The sequence below is a fragment of the Ruminococcus flavefaciens AE3010 genome (assembly GCF_000526795.1).
GTDB lineage: Bacteria > Bacillota > Clostridia > Oscillospirales > Ruminococcaceae > Ruminococcus > Ruminococcus flavefaciens_D.
Genome location: NZ_JAGT01000001.1, coordinates 1824298 through 1845878 on the forward strand (window position 1 = coordinate 1824298; position 21581 = coordinate 1845878).

At 43.5% G+C, this 21581-nt stretch carries 21 protein-coding genes and 1 pseudogene; 8 read left to right on the top strand and 14 right to left on the bottom strand.

What is annotated here, in order from left to right; translation table 11 throughout:
• Nucleotides 1-72 precede the first annotated feature (72 nt).
• Both N774_RS0107870 and N774_RS0107875 read right to left on the bottom strand, forming a co-directional pair.
• Nucleotides 73-315: a hypothetical protein gene (locus N774_RS0107870; protein WP_024860718.1), complete on the bottom strand. Its 243-nt coding sequence runs from the start codon at nt 313-315 to the stop codon at nt 73-75.
• Nucleotides 316-334: 19 nt separating this feature from the next.
• Nucleotides 335-559 carry a hypothetical protein gene (locus N774_RS0107875; RefSeq protein ID WP_024860719.1) on the bottom strand — a complete coding sequence of 75 codons (225 nt, stop codon included), beginning with the start codon at nt 557-559 and terminating at the stop codon, nt 335-337.
• A 194-nt stretch (nt 560-753) separates the two neighbouring features.
• Between N774_RS0107875 and N774_RS0107880 the strand changes: the two genes are divergently transcribed.
• A complete protein-coding gene (locus N774_RS0107880; protein ID WP_242836591.1) occupies nt 754-1269 on the top strand; it encodes a 4'-phosphopantetheinyl transferase family protein in 516 nt (171 codons plus the stop codon).
• A gap of 191 nt (nt 1270-1460) precedes the next feature.
• A complete protein-coding gene (locus tag N774_RS0107885; protein WP_024860721.1) occupies nt 1461-1706 on the top strand; it encodes an IreB family regulatory phosphoprotein in 246 nt (81 codons plus the stop codon).
• Nucleotides 1707-1800: 94 nt separating this feature from the next.
• Here N774_RS0107885 and N774_RS0107890 read toward each other — a convergent pair whose 3' ends face one another.
• Nucleotides 1801-2784 (bottom strand): glycoside hydrolase family 25 protein, encoded by a 984-nt coding sequence (locus N774_RS0107890; RefSeq protein WP_024860722.1) that lies wholly within the window; start codon nt 2782-2784, stop codon nt 1801-1803.
• A gap of 197 nt (nt 2785-2981) precedes the next feature.
• Here N774_RS0107890 and N774_RS0107895 point away from each other — a divergent pair, with 197 nt between their 5' ends.
• Both N774_RS0107895 and N774_RS0107900 read left to right on the top strand, forming a co-directional pair.
• Nucleotides 2982-3236, top strand: a complete 255-nt coding sequence (locus N774_RS0107895) for a TIGR03905 family TSCPD domain-containing protein (protein ID WP_024860723.1) — start codon at nt 2982-2984, stop codon at nt 3234-3236.
• A gap of 80 nt (nt 3237-3316) precedes the next feature.
• Nucleotides 3317-3829 carry a DUF6548 family protein gene (locus N774_RS0107900; RefSeq protein WP_024860724.1) on the top strand — a complete coding sequence of 171 codons (513 nt, stop codon included), beginning with the start codon at nt 3317-3319 and terminating at the stop codon, nt 3827-3829.
• A 90-nt stretch (nt 3830-3919) separates the two neighbouring features.
• Here the strand turns inward: N774_RS0107900 and N774_RS0107905 are convergent, their stop codons facing one another.
• The 3 genes from N774_RS0107905 to N774_RS19955 all read right to left on the bottom strand — a co-directional run bounded on the left by N774_RS0107905 (nt 3920) and on the right by N774_RS19955 (nt 5121).
• The gene (locus tag N774_RS0107905; RefSeq protein ID WP_024860725.1) at nt 3920-4654 is read right to left on the bottom strand and encodes an N-acetylmuramoyl-L-alanine amidase; all 735 of its coding nucleotides are present in this window, start codon (nt 4652-4654) and stop codon (nt 3920-3922) included.
• Between the two features lie 97 nt (nt 4655-4751).
• Nucleotides 4752-4940: a hypothetical protein gene (locus N774_RS0107910; protein WP_024860726.1), complete on the bottom strand. Its 189-nt coding sequence runs from the start codon at nt 4938-4940 to the stop codon at nt 4752-4754.
• 58 nt (nt 4941-4998) lie between these two features.
• Nucleotides 4999-5121, bottom strand: coding sequence for a hypothetical protein (locus N774_RS19955; protein WP_278245156.1), 123 nt, complete (start codon nt 5119-5121; stop codon nt 4999-5001).
• Nucleotides 5122-5415: 294 nt separating this feature from the next.
• Between N774_RS19955 and N774_RS0107920 the strand changes: the two genes are divergently transcribed.
• Both N774_RS0107920 and N774_RS0107925 read left to right on the top strand, forming a co-directional pair.
• Nucleotides 5416-5982 carry a sigma-70 family RNA polymerase sigma factor gene (locus N774_RS0107920; protein ID WP_024860727.1) on the top strand — a complete coding sequence of 189 codons (567 nt, stop codon included), beginning with the start codon at nt 5416-5418 and terminating at the stop codon, nt 5980-5982.
• A 12-nt stretch (nt 5983-5994) separates the two neighbouring features.
• On the top strand, nt 5995-7068 hold the full coding sequence (locus N774_RS0107925; RefSeq protein WP_024860728.1) for a hypothetical protein: 1074 nt from the start codon (nt 5995-5997) through the stop codon (nt 7066-7068).
• Nucleotides 7069-7528: 460 nt separating this feature from the next.
• On the opposite strand, the gene N774_RS0107930 is transcribed toward N774_RS0107925, so the two are convergent.
• A complete protein-coding gene (locus N774_RS0107930) occupies nt 7529-9814 on the bottom strand; it encodes a glycoside hydrolase family 11 protein (protein ID WP_024860729.1) in 2286 nt (761 codons plus the stop codon).
• 346 nt (nt 9815-10160) lie between these two features.
• Between N774_RS0107930 and N774_RS0107935 the strand changes: the two genes are divergently transcribed.
• Nucleotides 10161-10862, top strand: coding sequence for a hypothetical protein (locus tag N774_RS0107935; RefSeq protein WP_207640551.1), 702 nt, complete (start codon nt 10161-10163; stop codon nt 10860-10862).
• Nucleotides 10863-10893: 31 nt separating this feature from the next.
• Here the strand turns inward: N774_RS0107935 and N774_RS0107940 are convergent, their stop codons facing one another.
• Entirely contained in the window at nt 10894-11079 is a 186-nt protein-coding gene (locus tag N774_RS0107940; RefSeq protein WP_024860731.1) for a hypothetical protein, read from the bottom strand.
• Nucleotides 11080-11262: 183 nt separating this feature from the next.
• On the opposite strand from N774_RS0107940, the gene N774_RS18195 reads away from it, so the two are divergent.
• Nucleotides 11263-13947 (top strand): NPCBM/NEW2 domain-containing protein, encoded by a 2685-nt coding sequence (locus N774_RS18195; protein ID WP_024860732.1) that lies wholly within the window; start codon nt 11263-11265, stop codon nt 13945-13947.
• 74 nt (nt 13948-14021) lie between these two features.
• Here N774_RS18195 and N774_RS0107950 read toward each other — a convergent pair whose 3' ends face one another.
• From N774_RS0107950 to N774_RS0107980, 6 genes and pseudogenes are all read right to left on the bottom strand, one after another.
• Nucleotides 14022-14567 (bottom strand): DUF308 domain-containing protein, encoded by a 546-nt coding sequence (locus tag N774_RS0107950; protein WP_024860733.1) that lies wholly within the window; start codon nt 14565-14567, stop codon nt 14022-14024.
• A pseudogene (locus N774_RS0107955) lies at nt 14560-15713 on the bottom strand (DUF6765 family protein). The gene N774_RS0107950 and the pseudogene N774_RS0107955 overlap by 8 nt, the downstream one beginning before the upstream one ends.
• Nucleotides 15713-16000 carry a hypothetical protein gene (locus tag N774_RS0107960; protein ID WP_155250379.1) on the bottom strand — a complete coding sequence of 96 codons (288 nt, stop codon included), beginning with the start codon at nt 15998-16000 and terminating at the stop codon, nt 15713-15715. The pseudogene N774_RS0107955 and the gene N774_RS0107960 overlap by 1 nt, the downstream one beginning before the upstream one ends.
• A 383-nt stretch (nt 16001-16383) precedes the next feature.
• Nucleotides 16384-19311 (bottom strand): carbohydrate-binding domain-containing protein, encoded by a 2928-nt coding sequence (locus N774_RS0107970; protein ID WP_024860737.1) that lies wholly within the window; start codon nt 19309-19311, stop codon nt 16384-16386.
• A gap of 331 nt (nt 19312-19642) precedes the next feature.
• Nucleotides 19643-20011 carry a hypothetical protein gene (locus N774_RS0107975; protein ID WP_024860738.1) on the bottom strand — a complete coding sequence of 123 codons (369 nt, stop codon included), beginning with the start codon at nt 20009-20011 and terminating at the stop codon, nt 19643-19645.
• Nucleotides 20012-20062: 51 nt separating this feature from the next.
• Nucleotides 20063-21388: a hypothetical protein gene (locus tag N774_RS0107980; protein WP_024860739.1), complete on the bottom strand. Its 1326-nt coding sequence runs from the start codon at nt 21386-21388 to the stop codon at nt 20063-20065.
• Nucleotides 21389-21581: the final 193 nt, after the last annotated feature.

Below are 21581 nucleotides of genomic sequence, written 5' to 3' on the forward strand. Positions count from 1 at the left end.
CAAAAGTTAACATTCATCACATCGAGGAGGGGCTGTTTTTATGCAATAACTTACTGATAGCTCCTGTTTTGGTCAGCCAATTCTTCCCACACCCTCCGCAGTCTCACAGCAGGAAGTGAACATATCTCCCACAGCATTTGCTAAGGAATTCAGGATAAGCAATGTCCCCACTATCAGCACTGCAAGAATGATAAGCACTATTTTGACCGCCTTTTTGATCGTCTCCTTGTCCTCTTCTGCTGTTTTGGAGGGATCAATAAATGCCAAAGCCACCCATATCCCGATTATCACAAGGGTTATTACGATAAACAGCATATTATCTGCTCCTTTCACCTTATCCCATTCCGCCGACCTCTGTTACACAGTTATTACATGATTCAAGAAAAGTCAGAAATGCAAACACCTCACTCATGGCAAAAACAACGACTAATAGGATCACTGCTGCTATTATCATAAAGATCAGATTTTTTGTTTTGCTTTTTCTGTCCGTTTCTGCAATTATTATCCACAATATTACCGTAAACACCATAAATCCCAGTAAAACTATCAATGGTCCCATATTAAGCACCTCTTTTTAAACACGATATAATTGCTCAGATCTGATGTTGATATGATAATACCATTTCCCGCAGGCTTTCACAAGATGTCATTTGTCATTTCTTCGGTGACAATTGTCACTGTATATTGTAATCCTGCGCGCAAAATGCTATAATAACAGTGGTGATAATTATGCTTATGATATCGATCATAGATATGGATAAACGTGCATTTCACGACCATGCACACAAAATTCTCAGGGAATGTCTCCGCAGAAAAGGCATTGAATACGGCGAAAATACGCCTGTTGTCAAAGGAAAGCTGGGCAAGCCCTCCCTCTCGGAGCACCCAAATATACACTATAACCTCTCCCATGCAGAGGGTATAGCCGCCTGTATGGTCTCGGACTGCGAATGCGGCATAGACTGCGAAAACGTGCGGGATTTCCGACCAAATGTTATGAAGCGGGCTTTTTCCGAAAAGGAACGGGAAATGGTGGAAAGTGCTCCAGAAAGTGAGAGGAACCTGCTGTTTTTCCGCCTGTGGACTCTGAAAGAGGCATACGTCAAGGCTCTGGGCATAGGTATATCCTATCCCATGGATACTGCCGAATTCAGCTTTGAGGGCGAAAACATCATTACCCACATAAAGGACTGCCGCTTCCGTCAGCATATCCTGAAAGACGGCAGATACGTGGTCTCCATATGCGAAATCGAAAATACCGCCACCTGATTTTTCAGTCTGTTTGTGGAACATCGGGGAGATATGACTTCTTTCGCAGTGCTCAGGCTGTGCAAAATCCCTAAAATCCACGGTGAATTTCGTTCAAATCGGGAAAAATTCTTCCCTGCCCTTGCATTGCCGCTGATTTTAGGGTATAATATTAAATATAATAGTATTCCATACAGCGGGAGGCTGATATTATGTTTGATAAAACCATGACTTTTTCCGTAAATGAGGACAAGGAAGCTGAACTCAAAAAGAACCTGACTATCATCTACGATGCGCTCACTGAAAAGGGCTATAACCCCGTAAATCAGATAGTAGGCTATATCCTCTCGGAAGATCCTACATACATTACGACCTACAACAACGCAAGAAGTCTTATCCGTCACATCGACCGTGATGAGCTTTTGCAGGTTCTGGTAAGGTCTTATCTCAATGCATAAAATAAAGGACGGTCACTGACCGTCCTTTTTTAATGCATAATTCAGGGGCGGATAATATCCGCCCCTCTTAGTTCTGCCAAAAACTCCTGTAGTTTTAATCAGCCTTTGTCGTTGATTCCTTGACCTTGCCGTCGTATGGTCTGAAGCAGATGTTAAGGTCTACATCGCCCTCGATACCCGGAACTCTTCCCGTATTGGAGTACTGCCATATCTTGAAATCATAGTAGAATGACGGCTTATCAGCATACTCCGCAAGCCAGAAGTCGTAGTCCTTTATTCTGGGAAGATCAAGCTTGCGCATAGCTGTTCCCGTGTTCTGGTATATCATGGGAGTGTATCCCGAGTCCTTTACTCTTTCGCAGAATGCCACACAGCAGTCCGCAAGAGCTTCGACGCTTACATTATCGGTACGTGCGGCGTCGTGGACTATCTCCCAGTCGTAGACTACGGGATATGTGATCTTATAATCAGCAAGGGCGTCGATGACCGCGTCAGCTTCTTCCACAGCCTCGTCCGCAGTGGTCGCCTGTGAGTAAAAGTAAGCTCCCACCTTTATGCCTGCGTCGAGAGCTCCCTCGATATTGTGCTGAAATGCCGAATCATATGTAACTATTCCGTCGCCGTATGTACGGTATCCCACACGTATGAACGCAAAATCAATGCCTGCCTGCTTTACCTGCTCCCAGTCGATCTCGCCCTGAAACTCGGAAACGTCAACTCCCGTAGTGGAGGTCACCTCGCCGTTCTCCTTGTAGTAAGCGTAGCCGTTGCGCATGGTGATCTCGTCAAGATCTATGGTGCTGGCGGGAACGTCCTCGTAAACAGGGACGAATACCTCGCCGTATGTACTGTCGTTCATGAGTATCTTCTTGCCGTCAAGCTGGTAGAAGGTCTCCTCTTTTTCTATGACCGCTCTCCTGCGAACCTCCGCTTTCTGCGAGCCTGCATTGGCAGGGACAGCCTCGTTTCTGCCGCGGATAAATGCCGCCCACACCAGCAGCACTATAAGTATCAGTATTATTACAGCTTCAAGCAGAGCAATGCTCTTGAAGCGAATACGTCTTTTGTTGTCTGCCATTATTAACTCCTTTACAGCTTTTATTTGTCTTTAAGTATATAATATCACATTTTTCGCATTTTGTAAACCTCAAAATTCTTACAATTTCGTCACTGTAAGGCTTTTCACTGAAAATTCATCTTATTTCCATTGACAAGCCCTGCCTTATAGTATAAAATTATTAATGCAAGGCAAATATTATTACAGGAGAGATGATCATGGAATACAAATACAAGACAAAAATGGTCTGTTCACAGGAAATAAGCTTCAATATCGACGGCGACGTTATCACCAATATCAGGTTCATGGGCGGCTGCAACGGCAACCTGAAGGCGCTGTCCAAGGTCCTTGACGGCTGGACCGTTGAGCAGATAGAGGCAAAGCTCAAGGGCAACACCTGCGGTCAGAGACCTACATCATGCGCTGATCAGCTCTGCGTGGCTGTCCGCGAGGCTTATGAGTCACAGAAATAAGATGTTAGTTTGTAGTTAACTGCCTGCGACAAAATGTTAAGCTTAACCGACATAAACTCAAATCGAAAGCTGGTGAATATATGCGTGAAAGTGATTTTTTAAGCCTTTATATAAAAGTTGATAAATTCATAAAGGACGCTTATTCATCAAACGAGGGCGTATCGGAGTACATCCGACAAATGGAGATCAACTGCGGAAAAGGATATACTTATGTTCAATCATGGCAAACTGACTACAACGAACTGAAACGTGTGCGCAGACTCAGAAACCAACTTGTTCACGATGATATTTTTGAAGTTGAAGAAGCAGATTACAATTGGCTTGAGTATTTCTATAACCGCTTGTTTGCAGCTGATGATCCAATGGCAAAGATACGTAAAGTTCCCAAACCAGCACAACGCAAACCAGTTCAACAGAACACACAGCTTCCAAAGCCAAACTTCAACCAGCAGGTCTATCAACAAACAGAAACAAGATACGATTACAAATGGCATACCGATTCAAACTTCGAGCAAGTTCGATTCAAAGAAGAAAAGCAGCCTCAGAAACGCCCAAGCTTATGTGAACGCATTATTCGTTTCTTTTTTGGATAAACAACACTCCTACATATTTAAATCTATCCGCATCAGCAGGCACTTAAATTATGAATATACATTAAAAGGGCAGACGAATCTGCCCTTTTCTTATTTCTTCCGATTCACAAAATCACTTATGCCCGAGTAAAGCGTAAAGGCTACTTTTTCGCGGTAGTCCTCAGTACCGAGAAGTGCCGCCTCCTCGGGATTGGACAGGAAGCCGCACTCCGCCATTACTGTGGGATTATCGCTGTAATAGCACAGGAAGAGCTCCTTGCCGCAAAGCTTTATCTCACGGGAATTATCGGGCTGTAGGAGCTCCCTGAAACGGCTTTGCAGAGCCCGCGCCAGCGCCTCGCTGTTCTTGTTATTGTTGGAATAGAACATCTGGGCGCCGCTGTATTTAGCGTCCGTGAACTGGTTCTGATGTATGGACAGGCACACAGCGTTGTCCGTTCCGTTGAATATTCCCAGTCTGTTGTCAATATCGGAGCTCTTCTGCTCCGCAATGCCTGTTATACCCTCGTCGTGGATAGACCTGTCGGTGTCGCGGGTCACCTTGACCTCGTAGCCGTTTATCTCCAGCAGGTCTCTCAGCCGAAGCAGTATATCGAGGTTTATGCCCTTCTCGGGTACGCCCTCCGCCGACGTGCAGCCGCCGTCTATGCCGCCGTGCCCTGCGTCAAGTACAATTACGGGCTTCTCATTGTCAAGATTTGTGAGTGTCACGGGAAGCGCTCCATTTTCTGCTCTCTCGGCGATACGTGAAGCTCCGTACAGAGTGAACAGCGCACAGCCGCACAAAAGTGCTCCGATGACTATTTTTCTGTGTGTTTTTCTCATATCTTTTCTCCTTTTTTCGATATTTGGTCAGTGAATTATATGAGGAATTCTGAGAATATATGCAAAAACTCCGACCATACGGTCGGAGTTTATAATATTAAGTCAATGATGGAATAAGTCCTAAAAGATACTGCTGTATACGAAGCGCATCGCTTACTGTCAGTCCATTTCCGCCTGTATCTGCATATTCACCCCCTTCTGAAGTTATATGACTTTGATTAGTTCCGTTTACTCCGTACTTATTGGGATTTGCAAGTGCCTGCATTATAAGCACAACATCTGACATATCAAACTGTCCGTCATCACTTTATAGCCACCTTTGGCATTGACCTCACCTCCTTGTTTCAATAGTTTTTTCTCTTCACCTGACGGTTTACGAGTTTCTCTATCTTCTCTGTGACAGCTTTCCGCAAATGTTCAACATCTGCCGATCTGAAGCTGTTTTTCATATGTATGGTTTCCTTCATGGTACTCCCTCCTTCCTTGAATTTTATGCAGTCAAGGAGTATCATATAACCTTTGACCTGCGCCATTATGGAGACAAGCTTCAATGAAATAAAAATTATTAGGACGGCTTTACGCCGTCCTTTCTATGAAAAAATACATTTGTGATTATTTAAATGTTTTTTTGCCTTATCATACTATTGAAAGTCCCCCATAAATGTGATAAAATATTTTTTTGGAAAAAATGTCCTACTTGATATCACAAGTACGAGTGTATATAATGAAAGCGATCGCTGAACTGAATAGGAGGAATACATATGACAGATCAGGAGTTCAAGAAATACATGGAACGATCTCCGGAAGAGTGCATGAGAGTAGTTTTTGATGAATACTGCAATTATGTATACGTAATAGCTGCAACTAAACTAAAAAACTGCGGTACTACGGAAGATATAGAGGAATGTGTGAGTGATGTTTTTACTGAGGTATTCAAAAGGATAAATTATATTGGTGAGCGCGATGGCGACCTGAAAGGATTTATCGGAGTTATCGCCAAACGCAAAGCAATAGATATGTACAGAAAACTTAGTGTAAAAGCTGATAGGACCATATCAACCGATGATGAAGGATTCATAGAAATATCGTCCGGAGAAAACATAATAGAATCTACTGAGATGTCAGAACGTAATTCCATCTTACTTAATAAAATAAAAGAATTAGGCGAACCTGACACGACGATCATAATAAAGCAGTACTACTACAATATGACAGTAGCTGAAATAGGGAAAGCAATTTCAATGACATCAGCCGCAGTACAGAAACGAAGCGTTCGGGCAAGACAAAAGCTGAAAACGATGCTTTGTGAAGTCGGCATAAATTATTAAGGAGGGATATGTATGAATAAGAAAGACGAAATGTTCAATGAATTCGACATTGATCTTGAAACTGCAAACAGAATTGCGAAAGAGTACCCGTCCCTGTCAGATTCAGCCAGAGAGAGGATGTTTAATATGACTAAGGAAAAAATGAATATATCAAATTATACTGATGAGGGAAACAATAACAGCGTATATGGTGTGGAAAGATACAATCGTCCAAGATGGATAAAATTTGCAAGTATGGCAGCGACATTTGCTATAATCGCAGGTGGCATCGGTGGCGGAGGATATCTGCTCCGCAATATGAAGAAGCCGGTTCCGGCTGTAAGCTCATCATCAGAGACAGAAGTTAATACTACATCTTCTGTAACAACAAATGTTACCACAACTACAGCAGTTGCTGAGACAACTACAGCGACAACTGAGTCAAAGAGACTGACTCCTGAAGAGGCAGCGCATAAGCTTACAGATAGTTATTGGGATTATGAGTGCTTCTTTGATAGTGTTGCACATACAAAGGCTGATTATGATGCTGAAAGCTTAAAGTTCAATTACACTATGCAGTATGCTGGATATACACCTGATATTGAGCTAATATATTACAAAACTATTGATGAAAGACTTACAGAGAAAACTATGGACGGTCTGAAGAAGATATACAATACTTATTTCAGCAAAAACTACGATCCATTCTATTCTGTAAATGCTGAATATACCAATAACAATGAATTATTCGGACCTTCATTTACAGCAGATACTCTTCCTGCTGACGGCAAATTGGATCGTGCATATACCTACATCATGTATGAGGGTGAATTATACCAGTATTGTCCGGGTAAAGGCTATTTTGACGGTTATTATTGGACAGATGAGCAGATAGATATATCTGATGTTACAGAAGGCTCCTTTACATTGAATAGAAAATTTAAAAATGATGGAAATGAGGTATATGAGCCATCAAAGGGCGAAGTAACATTCAGAATAGCATTCGATGAAGATGCTCAGGATTGGAGAATTGAGCAGAAGGATGTTGAATATGAATACCAAGATAATTCCACAACAACTGAGACTGATTCTACATCTATCGAATAAGCTGCACATAAGCTTACTGATGATTATTAATCAGAGCAATGGTGCTCGTCCGAATGAAGCGCCATTCAGCTTATAATACATAATAAGGAAGCCATTACGGTAAGGTCATTAAGCTGAGAATACAAAGAAAAAGAAACAGTAGTATGTTTAATGTAAGAAGACATACTACTGTTTCTTTTATAATATACACTTCTATAGCATATAAAGTCAAGGAATCATTCGTTTTCAAACTTCTATTGAATAACACTATGCGCTATAGGCGAATTAGCTCCTTAATGACGATAATGATGAGTTCATTGACCTTGTAAAAGAATATAACGATGGACTGATATTATTCTTGAATACTTCAGATATGAAAACTCTTGCAAGCGCATATAGGAAGTTCAAAAAACAGCTATTTTACAAGAAGAAAGACGAGAAAATAGGGGACGGTAAGTTTATCGTCCCCTTTGTTATTTAATCAATATTTGTCAAGAACCTGTCTTCTCAGTTCTATCATATCGAAATTATCAAATACTCCGTCATAATTGAGGTCGAAATTCTTTCCATTAAGGTCGCATTTCTCGCCAAGGAGATATTTCTGGAAAAGACATATATCATCTGATGTAAACTTTTCCCTGTTAACTCTCTCAACTATAATATCATTACGGACAAGCTCTATCTCTCCGCTACCAATGCCGCATATATTGGCATTAAGAGCTACATTTGTGATAGGACCTACTTCAAGTCCAGCATTTTTCCATGCTATAACAGCGTCAAGAAGATAGATAGTTCCTGATGCAATTGTATCATTAGGAGTCTTGGTTTTAGCTATACAATAATATTTCACATTCTTTTTGCCACCGGCAGTGACAACATGATTGTTATAGTACACATAGATATCGTATTCCCTGTCGGTAAACTCCTCCGTACCGAGATACTTGGCTTCTTTTGGAACAGCATCATAATTCAGCACAGGATACATATAAAAATCTATGTATTCCTCGCCGTGCTCATCACACATTCGGCCCTCAGCACCTATGCTGTAATTACCATCTGTGCTTATATTAGCCTTGAAATTCATATTGATAAAGTCGCCCTTATCATTGTCTATCTGCTCGTCTGCCATTTCAAAGTTCATGCTCTTTCCAAACTTGAAAACGCTGTCATCATAATTCTGGAAACAGTCACCGACGATAGTGCCGTTCTTTTTGAGGGTACACTTTCCGTTCTCTGTACAGAAAACCATGCTGCCGCCCTCAATAATAGGCTCGGCAGGAGCGTTTATCGATGTATTGTCAATCACTCTGTTATATATGTCATCTTTCTTTACAAGATCAAATTCAGCATTTTCAAGGTCAAATTCACCTCTTCCGGTACCAAATGATTCAGCAAACATTAGTATTTCGCTTATCTTGTTTGTCTTTTCCAAATAGTTCTTTAGCCAAACATCGTAATGTTTCTTGAGATCAATATCGCCAACTGCTCCGTAGCCCTCCTGTTCAAAGCTGACCTGTGATATGCACCATATCTGCGGTGCAGGCAAGCTCATACAGGACTCATAGTTAAATGTCCTTGAATAAATATCATACTTGATACCGTCTACCTCAACACAGTCAAGATGTTCAACATCAGCCCTGTCATGACCGTCGTCCACAAAGTCCTTTGTATTACTGAACTGAACAATATTTATCGACGTTATACTGTCACGATCAAAGAGCTCAACTCCCACTGCATATTTGTCCTTAGCCTTTATTGTCGTCTCATAGTGAACGTTCATCTTTTCATATTCATCAAAAGACACTGCCTTTTCGTCAAGAATACCTCTGAAAAACGCACTGTCCGAATTGGTATTACAATTTTCATACATACAGTGAGCTGTTCCGTCATCAGAGACCGTCATTCCGTTGCGTAAGCCTTTATCCAGCGACGAATAGGAGTAATACTGTCCATTAAGCCAGACAGGGTTGCGTGAGTCATAATGGTTCTCAACTTTTATACTCTCCTTGTGAGGAACATTGGCCAAAGTAACATCATTCACGAATATCTTTCCCTTTTCGCCTGTTCCGCGGATATAAAGCTTAGGCTGCTTACCTATTTCTATTTTAAAGCCATTATCCTTTAACTCGGCGTCTATCGCCTTAAAGTCTATCTTTTCGCTTATGCTGTCACCCTCAAGGCTCTCGCAGCGGACAATATATATGATCTCAACAGGAACGTTCTCCTCTTCAGTGATGCTTACATAGTAATCAGCGCCGTTTATGCTTATTTTTTTTGCATTATCGGTATCTGCACTGAAAGCGTCCTCTGTATATGAGTCAAGAACTCTTATTTCTGCTGCTTTTTTATTCTCAGCATCGTAGCATTCCGCCACAGCTCCAATAGCATAGCTTTCTGTGCCTTTAAGGGCTGCCTCATATTTTACGAAGCAATCCTTGACCTCGTCTATAGACTGTACCTTTCCCTCACCAACAAGGAACTCCGCAAGTCTTGTACTGTCCCAGTTACAAACGTAATAACCGCCCACAGAATTACGAACGATTGTTGCCTCGCCATCATCGTCATCCGCCTTCCATGCCATGAGGTCATTGCATGAATAAGGAGCCTTGAATTCCTCGTCATAATAAGTCAGACTTGCCTCGACACTTTTTGTCACCTCTGAAGCCCCCGTCTCTCCCACAGCATTTACAGGAAAAACAGTCATAGCTGCCGCTGTTACAGCGAAGGCAGTCAAAGCTGACAAAAGATGCTTTTTTATTTTGTACATTGTCACACCCTCCCTAAACTTAAAAACAAATATATATTTATTATAGCTATTCCAGATGGTTTATACAAGTCCTTTATTGCGGCATTCTGCAAAACACTATCAACGAGCTCCGCGATGACGATGACATCGCCGAAAAAACAGAGCTCAAGGAGCAGTCCCGTATTATTCTCGGCAAGATAAAAGAGCTTGGCGATCCCGATTCCACTTAGAGCCTACTGGTCCTGAGCTTGATGTTCAGAAGCTTAATATTGTAGACAAGATGATGAACAGCGTTGACCTTTATGACAAGATAAGCGCAAAAAATGCTCATTTCGAAAAAATTCCAGAGGATTCTTCTGATGAAGATATGGATTATTCCGTAAGCTACCGTATTTTATGTGCAGATAACAGAGCAGCAAGATCATATGACTTTGGATATTACGGCGACGGATACAACGGAAGTGACGATATCTCAGGCTTGGCTGAATACGCAAAAAAGACTATAAATCCAGACCATGAAAGAGAAAATGAAGACTATTGTGACGGCGAAAAACTTTATTACTGGCATAATCCAATGGACCTTGACAGAGACGAATCCAACGGAAAAGAATACAGCTGGTACCACTGGAATAATCGTTTTTATCGTGACAGCGACGCCGATAAATACAAAGGCTTTGAAGCGATCAGATTAAATTCCGGACATGAGTCCTTCTATGATTCTCACATGATTAAGAATACTCTTTGCCCTGACGGAATAGGACTTGTGACTAATTATCTCTACGACTTCAGTACATGGAATATCACGGGAGACATAAACTTTGAGGGCAGAGACTGCTATATTATTGAAGGAAAGCGTCCCGAAAAGGATTATGATGAATATGAAAGAGATAGATATTTACTCTACATCGACAAGGAAACAGGAATACCAATGTTAGATATTTCGTACCTTAAAAACGGAGATATAGACTCAATTGGTATGTACTTCGATGTAAAGTTAAATGACAAGGCAGAACCTGTTCCCGAAAAGGATATGAGCTGGTTCGACACCAGCTGGGAAAACTATAAATAACAGAAAAGTTCCCCTCGGGGATGAACTATATTTAAGTTGATTCGCCATGTCCGGCATCGATGATTATGACAGGCTTCTCATTGTCAAGGTCTGTGAGTGTCACAGGAAGCGCTCCATTTTCTGCTCTCTCGGCGATACGTGAAGCTCCGTATAGTGTGAACAGCGCACAGCCGCATAAAAGTGCTCCGCTGACTATTTTTCTGTGTGTTTTTCTCATTTCAGTTTCTCCTTTTTTCGATAATTGGTCACTGGATTATATTAGAAAAACTCATGTTATATGCATAAGCTTTCCCACTCTGCCATGGCTGTTAAGTAGTTCCCGAGTGCGTTACCATTATTGACAGCTTTATAAATCAATGATATAATTGTATAAGATTTTTATATATCGGAGGATGATCAAATGAACCACAAAAAACTCTTTGCTGCTGTTCTGGCAATGTCAATGTCATTCAGTACCGTTCCTTTTATGAACAATTTCGTTAATGACAATGCCATAACAGTCAGTGCTGCATCTACTGAACAGGTAAATGTACTTCCCTCTCTCAAAGCAACAGATAAAAGCAACGCTGTGTGCCATTCAAATTCGGATAAGGCTGCTTTTCAAATGGACGGAAGGATCTATTATCAGGGCGTAGTTCTTACGGGAAAGTCAAGTATAACCTTCAATGTTGAAAATATCAATAAGCTTTCGTGGAAGCTGGGACACGTTGACAATACAGACAGATACAATATGACCATGAAAGTGTATCTTGATGATGAGCTTGCAGACAGCGTACCAATTTCATGGTATATGCTCGCCATGGATTATGATATTGACGTTTCCAAGGCTTCAAAGATCAAGATCGTAATGGAGGGTTCAAGCTACGGCAGCTACGCTATGGGAGATGTCACATCTGATAAGGAATCCCCGTCTGTCACTGCAAAGGCTCGCGAGTACAGCAAGGTCGGCGATATACTTACAGGCTGCTTTGACAGCAATCATGTCAAGATATATCAGGGAAACGATAAAACAGCCGGCTTCAATATGAACGGCAGAACATACCATCAGGGTATAGTTTTTACAGGTTCATACAGCAATGAGTACACTACTGTTTCAATGAATGTTGAGGGCATCTCAAAGCTCAGCTGGACCATAGGTCACATCGACAATGCCTACAGATACGCAGGAAAGCTCAATGTATATGTAGATGACGAGCTTACCGAAAGCAGTAATCTTACATGGAACATGGAGCTTGAAAAATTTGAGCTTGATCTGCCGAAGGGAGCTAAGGTGATCCGTATAGAGCTTGAGCAGAACGATAACCAGTATGCGATAGCAGACATAAAAGCCGATTCTCTTGATGCAGGCATTGAATGCAGTATACCGACGTTCTCAAAGGCAAGTGCTTTTATTGACAGCGGCTTCAATAATACAAATGTTACAAAGTACACAGGCTCCAGCAAGGCAAACAGCTATAATGTAAACGGTCGTACATATTATCAGGGACTCACATTCAAATACCAATACAGCACAGATATCCCGACTCTGACATATAATGTTGAGAATATCGACAAGCTGTCCTTCAACATAGGAAGAGTCGATAACAGCGGCGCTCAGAACGGAGTCCTTTACATTTACCGTGACAACGAAGAATACGATGCGATACCCCTTAAAGCCTATATGCCCATAAGCGAATGTGAGGTAGACTTAAAGGGCACAAAGAACCTGCGCTTTGTATTGAAGGCAGACAGCCAGTGTACCTATGCACTTATGAATATCCATGCAGATGCTCTTGCACCCGAGATAGATTATACCACACCTAAATATGATAAGGTGAGCAAGTTTATTGACAGCGTGTTCAATACTAATTATATCAGTTGGTATAACGGAAGCACCAAGGCAGACTATTATAACATGAACGGCAGAACATACTATGAGGGTATCGTGCTCACAGGTGATTACGGCGCCTATGATTCCAATGTATGCCTGAATGTTGAAGATGTCAATAAAATATCATGGACTATGGGACATGTTGATGATTCAGGATACTATGACGGTATGATGTACGTTTATCTTGATGAGGAGCTTATTGACAAGGTGGATCTGGAATGGTGGATGAAATTACAGGATTACAGCATCGATGTTTCAAAGGGTAATGTTCTGCGTGTATACCTTGACCGTGAGGGCGGAACAAAGTTTGCACTTGCAGATATCGCAGCCGATGACAGAAAGACTTCAAATCCTCATGTCGTTCCAAAGTACGATACGGTCAAGGATTTCCTTAAATCAGGATATAACTCCAACAGAGTCACTATCTATAACGGCGAGAGTCCGAAGATAAACAAGTTCTTTATGAGCGGCGATGAATATACTCAGGGAATAAGATACTACGGCGAGTATGGTTCATATGACTCGGCTGTAAGCTTCAACACAGAAAATGTCAAGAGCATTAACTTCAAGATCGGTCATGTAGATGAAACCGGTAAAAGCGATGCCAAGCTTATAGTATATAAAAACGGACTTGAGACCGAGAGCATACCGCTTACATCTGATATGCTCGTAAAAGACTATACTATTGATACAAGTGACGCAGAGTATGTTCGTTTCTACCTTGACCGTGAAGGCGGTTCTGAATATGCTATGGCTGATATAAAGCTTGTCAGCAGTGAGACACCGGCAGTGACTACCACAACAACTGCTGTAACTACATCAACTACAACTACTGCTAAGCCTGTTACAAGCACAACAGCGGCTCCTGCCAAGACTTCCACTACAACATCGGCTAAGCCTGTTACAAGTACAACAACGATCGTAACAACAACTGTTACAACAGGTACAACAAAACCTGTTGAGTACAAATTAGGCGATGTAAACAACGACGGCAAGATCAATGCTGTAGACGCTTCTACAGTCCTTACATACTACGCAAACATCTCCACAAATAAGGACGGCGGCTTAACCGAAGCTCAGAAGAAGGCAGCCGATATTGATAACAACGGTGATATCAACGCTGTAGATGCCTCATATATCCTTTCATACTATGCATATACTTCTACCACCAAGGAAGAGATCATACCTATCGAAGAATATATGAAAAAGAAATAATGGCTGTCGCAGGAGATCCTTACAGAAATAAATGAATAAAACTGAAGAGGACGGCTCATGCCGTCCTCTGATTTTTATTGTTTCCTCACTGTATATACACGATCGAGGTTCGTCTGAATGCGGAGATAATGCGAACCAGAGCCGAGTAGATAAGTCCAAGACAGTACAGTAATTACCAGCAGCTTTGTGGATTCCAGCGAGAACAGACACAGTACTGCAACAATGATATTCACGATGCCCTGACTTAATTTCAGCTTCCATGGCGCACCGTTGCGCTTTGCTTCCAGTGCGCGGAGAATGTTTATCCCACCGCCGAAAGCGTGTGTGCCCAGCAGATAGAGTATCAGATACAGGTGTGGTATCTTGGTCAGCGTCATAGTGAAGATACCGAAATCAAGAACTATCAGCCCCACATACAGCTGTTTCTTTCCGCCTACCATATGGCGCGCCATTGTGAAATAGTATACGAGCAGGCGTATTCCTGTGATAAGCAGAGCCAGCGAGAGTATTACCGCCGCGATCAGAAAAGCGTCCTCAGGTTTGAGCAGGAGCATAATAAGACTCAGCAGCAGCATGAGGATACCGACAAAAACATTGCGTATACGTCCGAGCTTACCCATTATCGCGCCCCCTTTCCGACTGCTTAACGAGCCTCTTGAAATCGCGAATGCCGCGAAAGCCCTTAGCTGCAAAGTCAACTGAGAAGCCTGCAAGCATATTGCCTGAGCGGAATATCTGATTTGTGACCATACTTTTCTGCGCAAGTGCCGCAAGAATGAATTTACCGAGGAAGGTATCGTCTTTGGCTTTTTTGTCAGTCTTTAAGTATTCCTGTTCGTATCGGTTTTTATCGAAATCGGGCACGTCCTGTCCCGAGAGCGACCTTGCAAATCCTGCCCAGTCAGCGCAGGAATCAAGCTGCCGTTTTTCAAGAATGTCTTTGATAGTTTTCTCATAGGGAGCAGCTGTATCCCATGCGTATTTATCCAACTCAAAGGCAGAGCGTTCACCGCGCAGATACTGCATAGCAAATATGAGCTGACAGAATGCGTGATAGTAGTCTGAGGGATTGTCCTTTATTACCTCCTCGTAATCTCCCCATGCAGGGAGATATTTGTAGCGCATGAAGCTGTAATCGGGCAGATGTCCTGCACGTCCGTGACCGAGGTTCATAATGGTATTTTCATTGCTCTGAAAGAGTGAGGAGGTGTAAATACTCTGCTCGATGTCGTCAGGTGCGGAGGCACTGTGCCTGAACTGTATCCTGTGCTCTCCGTCGGGAAGTATCTCAAAAAAATATCGGTCAGTATTGTTTATGACGAGAGAGGGCGTACCTGCGAAATACTGATGAGCCCATGTGTCAGCAATGACGTGCATTGCAACGCCGACTGCCTGTAAGCTCTTACCCTTGGCAAGCTCTACGGTCATTGCAGCAAGGTCGCCGTTAGGTCCGCAGATAAGACGGTATTTGCTGCGATAGCGCTTTGAGCATTTCTTGCGCTCGGCATAAAGATCTCGTAGCAGGAAATGAAAGGACGCCCATATGCGTGTGATGTCATGCAATCCTATCGGATCGGTGCTTGCGTCCATAAGTTCAAGCTGAAGCTGTGTGGTAGCCGCCGATAAAGGAGCTTTCAGCCTTGACAGATAGGTCCGTGAACACAAGTCCACAAACTGAGAGCTGTAGCAGACAGACATTCCTCATGGGAATACCCTGCAAGAAAAGCTGCGCAGTAGGTCGCATAGTAATGAAAATCAGCCTGCATTATCTCGTCTCCGTTTCTGTGAGCTGCCCCGTCAGTTTTCTGACGCGGACGGCGTTGAACATAAGCTCCCCCAGTGTGACGAGCATGGTGATATCAATGAAAATAGTAGCGATGCCCTCGGTAATGGTGCGAAAAGCCCATGTGAAGTTTATTATCTCCGCTGTGATACCAATGCAGTATACGATTATGTAAAGACCGTTTGCGATAAGGTAGCCGGTCCGCTTTTTCCCGCCAAGCCCCTCTTTACGGGCTGAAAGCCCGATGTACAAATGAATGCTGAGTATCACAAGCGAAAAAAAATACTATGATGATCCCTAATATGATCATTATCTGTCCTGTGCTCAGCTCGACAGTGTTTTTTATCTGACTTATCAGCATATCGCGTTCCAATATGATAGTCATGATGATACGAATTACTGTCCATATGCCGAACAATGCAACTCCTGTTCCGATGCTGACAAGATTATCAAGGCATCGTCTGATCTCCTTCCGCATAAAAACCTCCCTGAAAATTCAGCTTTCCCTATCAACAGTATACCACAGTATTACGTTCTAATCAAGAGTATACTGTATACGGTCTATAATTAAAAACGGCTAATGTCAGCATTAAAGCCTTCATTAGCCGTTTTATACTTTTTATCGGTATTACTGCCTTACAGCAATATGCTTATCATTTTTTGAGTGCTTCGCGGATTATCTCAAATCTCTTGATAAGGAAGTCAACAACTGAGGTCTGACCGCCGCCGAACATTCCGCCGCCGAAGTCCATGTTGCCCCAGTCCATATCGCCGAAGTCCATGTCGCCCCAGTCCATGTTGCTCCAATCAACATTAGCCCAGTCGAAGCTTGCGTCACCGAAGCCCTGCCAGCCGCCTGCACCGTTAGCGTCGCCGCCAAAGCCCGGCCATGCACCGCCTTCTCCGTTGGCGTCACCGCCAAAGCCCGGCCATGCACCGCCTTCTCCGTTGGCATCTCCGCCAAAGCCCGGCCATGCACCGCCTTCTCCGTTAGCATCTCCGCCGTTGCCGTTCCAGTTGCCCCAGCTCATGCCTGTATCCTCTTCGCTGTACTGGAGTCCCTCAGCGCTCTTTGAAGTGTTTACATCAAATTCATCAATAGTGAATGAAGCACGGGGATCAGCTGCTACGTGTGAGCGTATCTTCTTTGCATAATCAGCAACATATGATTCGGGATCACTGTAGTAATCCATGATATCGTTTACGATATCCACATACATATCATAGTATTCGGGCACCTGAAGAAGCTTTGCCAGCGGACGGTCTTCAACAGTTGACTGATAGAGACTTGTGGTGATATCAGATGTTACGGAGCTTGCGCCGCCTGTGAAGTTGCCGAGACAGAGGTTGTAGTCCCAGCCTACGAAATATGCCTTGCCGCCCGAGTACATGAGGTAGTAGTTATGGGCAAGTGAGCCGTTGTAGCTGTCGTAGTTGCAGAAAATAGAGTTTACTGCAAAGCCCTTGAGGAAGCTTGGTACGTCGATAACGTCCTCGATGAACTTGTAGTCTGTAGGAGTCAGCTTGTTGATAGCTGTCTGTATATCGACGATATGCTGGTAATTATCGTCTTTGCCGAACTTGACGTCAAATCTGTCGGGAGTCATGTTCTCTGTGAATGAGCAGTAGCTGTCGCCGCCGAAGCCCCAGCCGCCGCCGTTGCCTGCTCTTTCGGTAGCCTTGTAGAGTACCGAATCATCATCTACGGCATAGCGCTCTGCAACTGTAGTACCCGGCTGCTCAGCCAGCAGATAGAAGCTGTAAAGCTGTCCGTTAAGGTACATATCTGTATGTGCAGCATGAGGAGCAACGCCGTCTATCTCATACATTGCGTTGTAGCAGATAATATCTCTGAGGCAGGAAGCGTCCATGAGCATATTGTTCATGCAGAGCTCAGTAAGACCGTGGTAGTTTGTCTCCTTATCGTACTTGTCCATTTTGATGCGGAAGCTGTACTTGCCGTTCTGAGCCATCATAAGGGAGCTGTTGCCCTTGGTTCTGATGCCCACGTTCTTGTATTCCTCGCCGTCGATAATAACGTCGCAGGGATTCCACTCCTCCTTGCTTGCGTTTTTGAGGAGCTCCTCCCACTTGGCTTCGTCCATTTTGACGTCGATCTTGTGGATCATTTTCTGACTGAAGAGCTCGCTGTAGAGCTGCTCCTCGTTCTCCATGTCATTGTTTACTTCCTTGTATGAAGCAGGCTTGCCAGCCTTGAAGGTGCTGCCTGTGCTGTGCTTCATCTTGATACCGCCTGTGAAGAGCTTATACTCGTCGCTGCCGATACTTGATGATGAAACTATTGCATATCTGAACTTCTTGCCCGTATTCTTATCAAAGAGCTCCTTATTTGAGGAATCTGTAAGAGCGATAGGATTGTTCTTTGACCATTCCTTTACGAAGTCGAACATAAGGGTGTTCTGCTCTGTCGAGGTCAGGTTCTCGCACTGGCAGTCGGTAGCTGTTGCTATGAGCTCGCCGCCTGTGATACTGATAGTGCCTGCACTTGTAAGTCCCTTGTCGCCGAATGCGGAGATATCACCGCCGCTGATGTTGATAGCTGTCTCAGCCTGTACAGCGTCGTTGCCGCACTTGATAACGACTTCGCCGCCCGAGAGGTCAACATTGCCCTTTGTTGATTTGATACCGTCGCCCTCGGACTTGATATAGAGCTTGCCGTCCTTGACTGTAACAGAGGACTTGCCCTTTACTGCATCGTTGGGCTCTGTTTCATTGAGAGTATCAATGCTTGTGGTGCCGCCTGTGAACTTTATATCGTTGTTGCACTCGATAGCAGGCTGAATGTTAGCGGTTATGGTAAGTGTACCTGTGCCCTTGTCTCCGCCCTTTATTGTAAGGTCGTCCTTGGCTTCGATAACGGCGTTTTTCTCGTTATCGCCCGTATAAGCGGCAGTGCCGTCCGAGATAGTATTCTCGGTTCCGTCAGCGATAGTGATGGAGGTCTTGTCCGCATTCTTTACAAATACGGCAGGAGCGCTCTTGCCTGTGATATTCACGCCGCTGAATATGAGCTTTACAGTGCCCTTGTCAGCTTCAGCATCGGGAACTTCAACGTAGATCTGACCGTCTGAAAGAGTACCGTCAATGGTGTAGCTTCCCGAATGAGAGATAGTGACCTTGGAGCCGTCTGCCACAGCGTACTGTCCGTCAACAGTTATGGCATTGTCCTTGAGGTGTATCTTTGTGCTTTCCTCGTCCTTTGAGGAGCTGTCGCCGTTATTTCCTTCTGCGACGCTCTCGGGCAGGCTCTTTATAATGCCGAGAAGGTAACGCTGGATAGAGAGGGCGTCATTGGCGGTGATACCGTTGCCGCGCTCCGAAACGTCAGCAAGGTCTGCACCGTCAAGGGTAAGGTGTTTTGCGTCTGTACCTGTAGTGCCGAACTTTGAGGGGTTAGCCAGAGACTGCATAACGAGAACGCAGTCCGACATATCAACCGAGCCGTCTAAGTTGGCGTCGCCGTACAGCTTGTCGGCTGCTGAGCCTGTGAGAGTCAGGACTGCCGCAGAACCGACGACGCAGGCAGATAATATGCCTGCAAGAATGTTTTTCTTTTTCATTTTTTTCATCCTCCTAAAAAATATAAAAACAATAAATGTATTTAAATAATAACGTGCCAATCTTAAAATAGTCTTAAACTCGACCGGTAAAAGGCTTTAAATAGCGGAATTGTATGTAGAAAAAATGCAATTTTTAAACTTGTGCGGCGATTATTTGATTATATCAATTACATCTGCCAAAACGCATAACGGATAACAAAAAACAGCCTTGCTCTCCCAAACTCGGGGAACAAGGCTGTTATTTTATTATGTGCTCAGGTCAGGCAGTATCTGCCCCTATTCCATGTGCTGTCATAGCGAATGACAATAAAGCTCCATGGGATACTGCTTTTTAATCAACAGGGATTATGGGAAGATCTATTGAACCGTCTGCATTAACCTTTACGCCGCTGTCCGGGGCTGTTACAGCTTCTTCGGTCGGTTCTGCGTTCTCAGTTACAGTTTCCTGCTGTTGTTTTTCTGTTGTTATCGGCACAGTCTCAGGCTCTGAGCTCTCGGACGGCTTTTCATTGGTCTCCGTCACAATTTCAGAAGTGATACCTTCTGTTGTATTGGTTGTATCGTTTTTTTCTTCTGTGATCGCAGCTGTTGTAACTTTCACATCAGAAGGCTGCTTGCTCATGCCGCTGCTGCTGTCTCCGCCGTTACACCCTGTAAGGAGCAGAGATGCAGCAAGAAAAATAAATATCGTTTTTTTCATAATTATCCCTGTATCGTTCCTTTCTTCAGCGTTCAGATAATATGCCTTTGCTTAATCGGCATAATCTGCTGCAGCGATAAAATACTCATAGAGCGCATTAGCCATTGCAACGTCCTTGTCAAGAGGCTTTTCGCTGCTCATAATTCGGTAAGCCCATGCCATAGGTGTGAATAGGTAATCAGTACCCTGATAGTTTACATTGAATGTTGTGCCAAGCTGTGTAGGCATAATATTTGGGATCTCAAAGCAGACCTTTCCGTTTGCGCCCTCAAATGCATATATAACCTCAAAGGGCGAGATATTAAGCTTATTGTTTTCGTCAAAGGTCCAGATATCGTATGCAGCCACATCATGGTGTGTCTCCTCGTACTTGGCTGTATACAGACGAACTGAGAGCTTTGAGTTCAGAACAAGCGAGATAAGGGCTGTATCCGGATCAAACATGGGCTGATACTTATTGAAAGAGTATTCGCCGAATACAGTTTTTGAATTGACTATCTCATCTGAATGATCCTTTACCTTGGGCAGGGTGCTGCTGCCGAAATAGGCTTCCGAGACCTTTCCGTACTGTCTTGTTGCTTTTACAAGAGCATCAAGCTTTTTATCAGTCTTGGTGTCAAGAGAATCAAGGTACTCATTTACTGAAAATGCCAGTGTATCTATAGGTGTTTTATTGTCACCGTAATAAAGCTGAGCAGTGATCTTGCTGTTCATATTGTCTGCGGTAACATTGGCAGTAACGCAGTAAACTTCCTTGCCGCCGACAGTTCTGAGCTCAAGCTCATGGAGCTCATCGCCTGCCTCATCGCATTTGCCTGATAACTTGACTTTAAGATCAGCTGCGTTGCTTTCATAAGCTTCATCCACAATAAAGTTCATACCGATACCGTCATTAAGAGTTATATTCTTGCTGCTGAACTTAGGGACACCGAGCCCCACAGTGAAAGGAGCGCTTTCCGTCCCCTTGCCGCCTGTTATATAGAAGCCCTCGGGAACAGCGGCAGAGTCCCTGCGTGTTATGTAAAAGCCATTGTGTACTTCTGTAAACATGGTATCGCCTGTTTTCCATATGTACTGATTATCAGTATCGGAGCTTTCGTATGCTGTAATTTTTAAATTGCTCTCGAGCTTTACTACAGGATTACCTGATGCGGGATCATCATCGATAACAAACCACGTTGCACCTGTTACAGCGATAGTATCTCCCACCTTATAAAAAGTACCTAATGCAGGTGCCTTTTCCTCTGATGCTGCATGAGCAGCGATACCGCTGCTGAACACTGATAATGCTCCTGTATCCACAGCCACTGCACCTGCTGCAAGAGCAGCTGTCACTAAGATAGCTGTCATTTTTTTCCGACTGCCTGATCTTTTCATTATTATGTCCTCCTCAGTTTTAATAAATGTCTTATTAAAGAAGCCTTTGTTGTACTGATCGAATAAAAAGACAGAGCAGAATTGAGAGTGAGAACATATTACGTTTGTACAGAAGTTTTTAAGCCTCTTTCAGATAATTATACTTTTTGTTAATCATCAGTATTTATATACTTAAAGGCATTTAGCATTATAA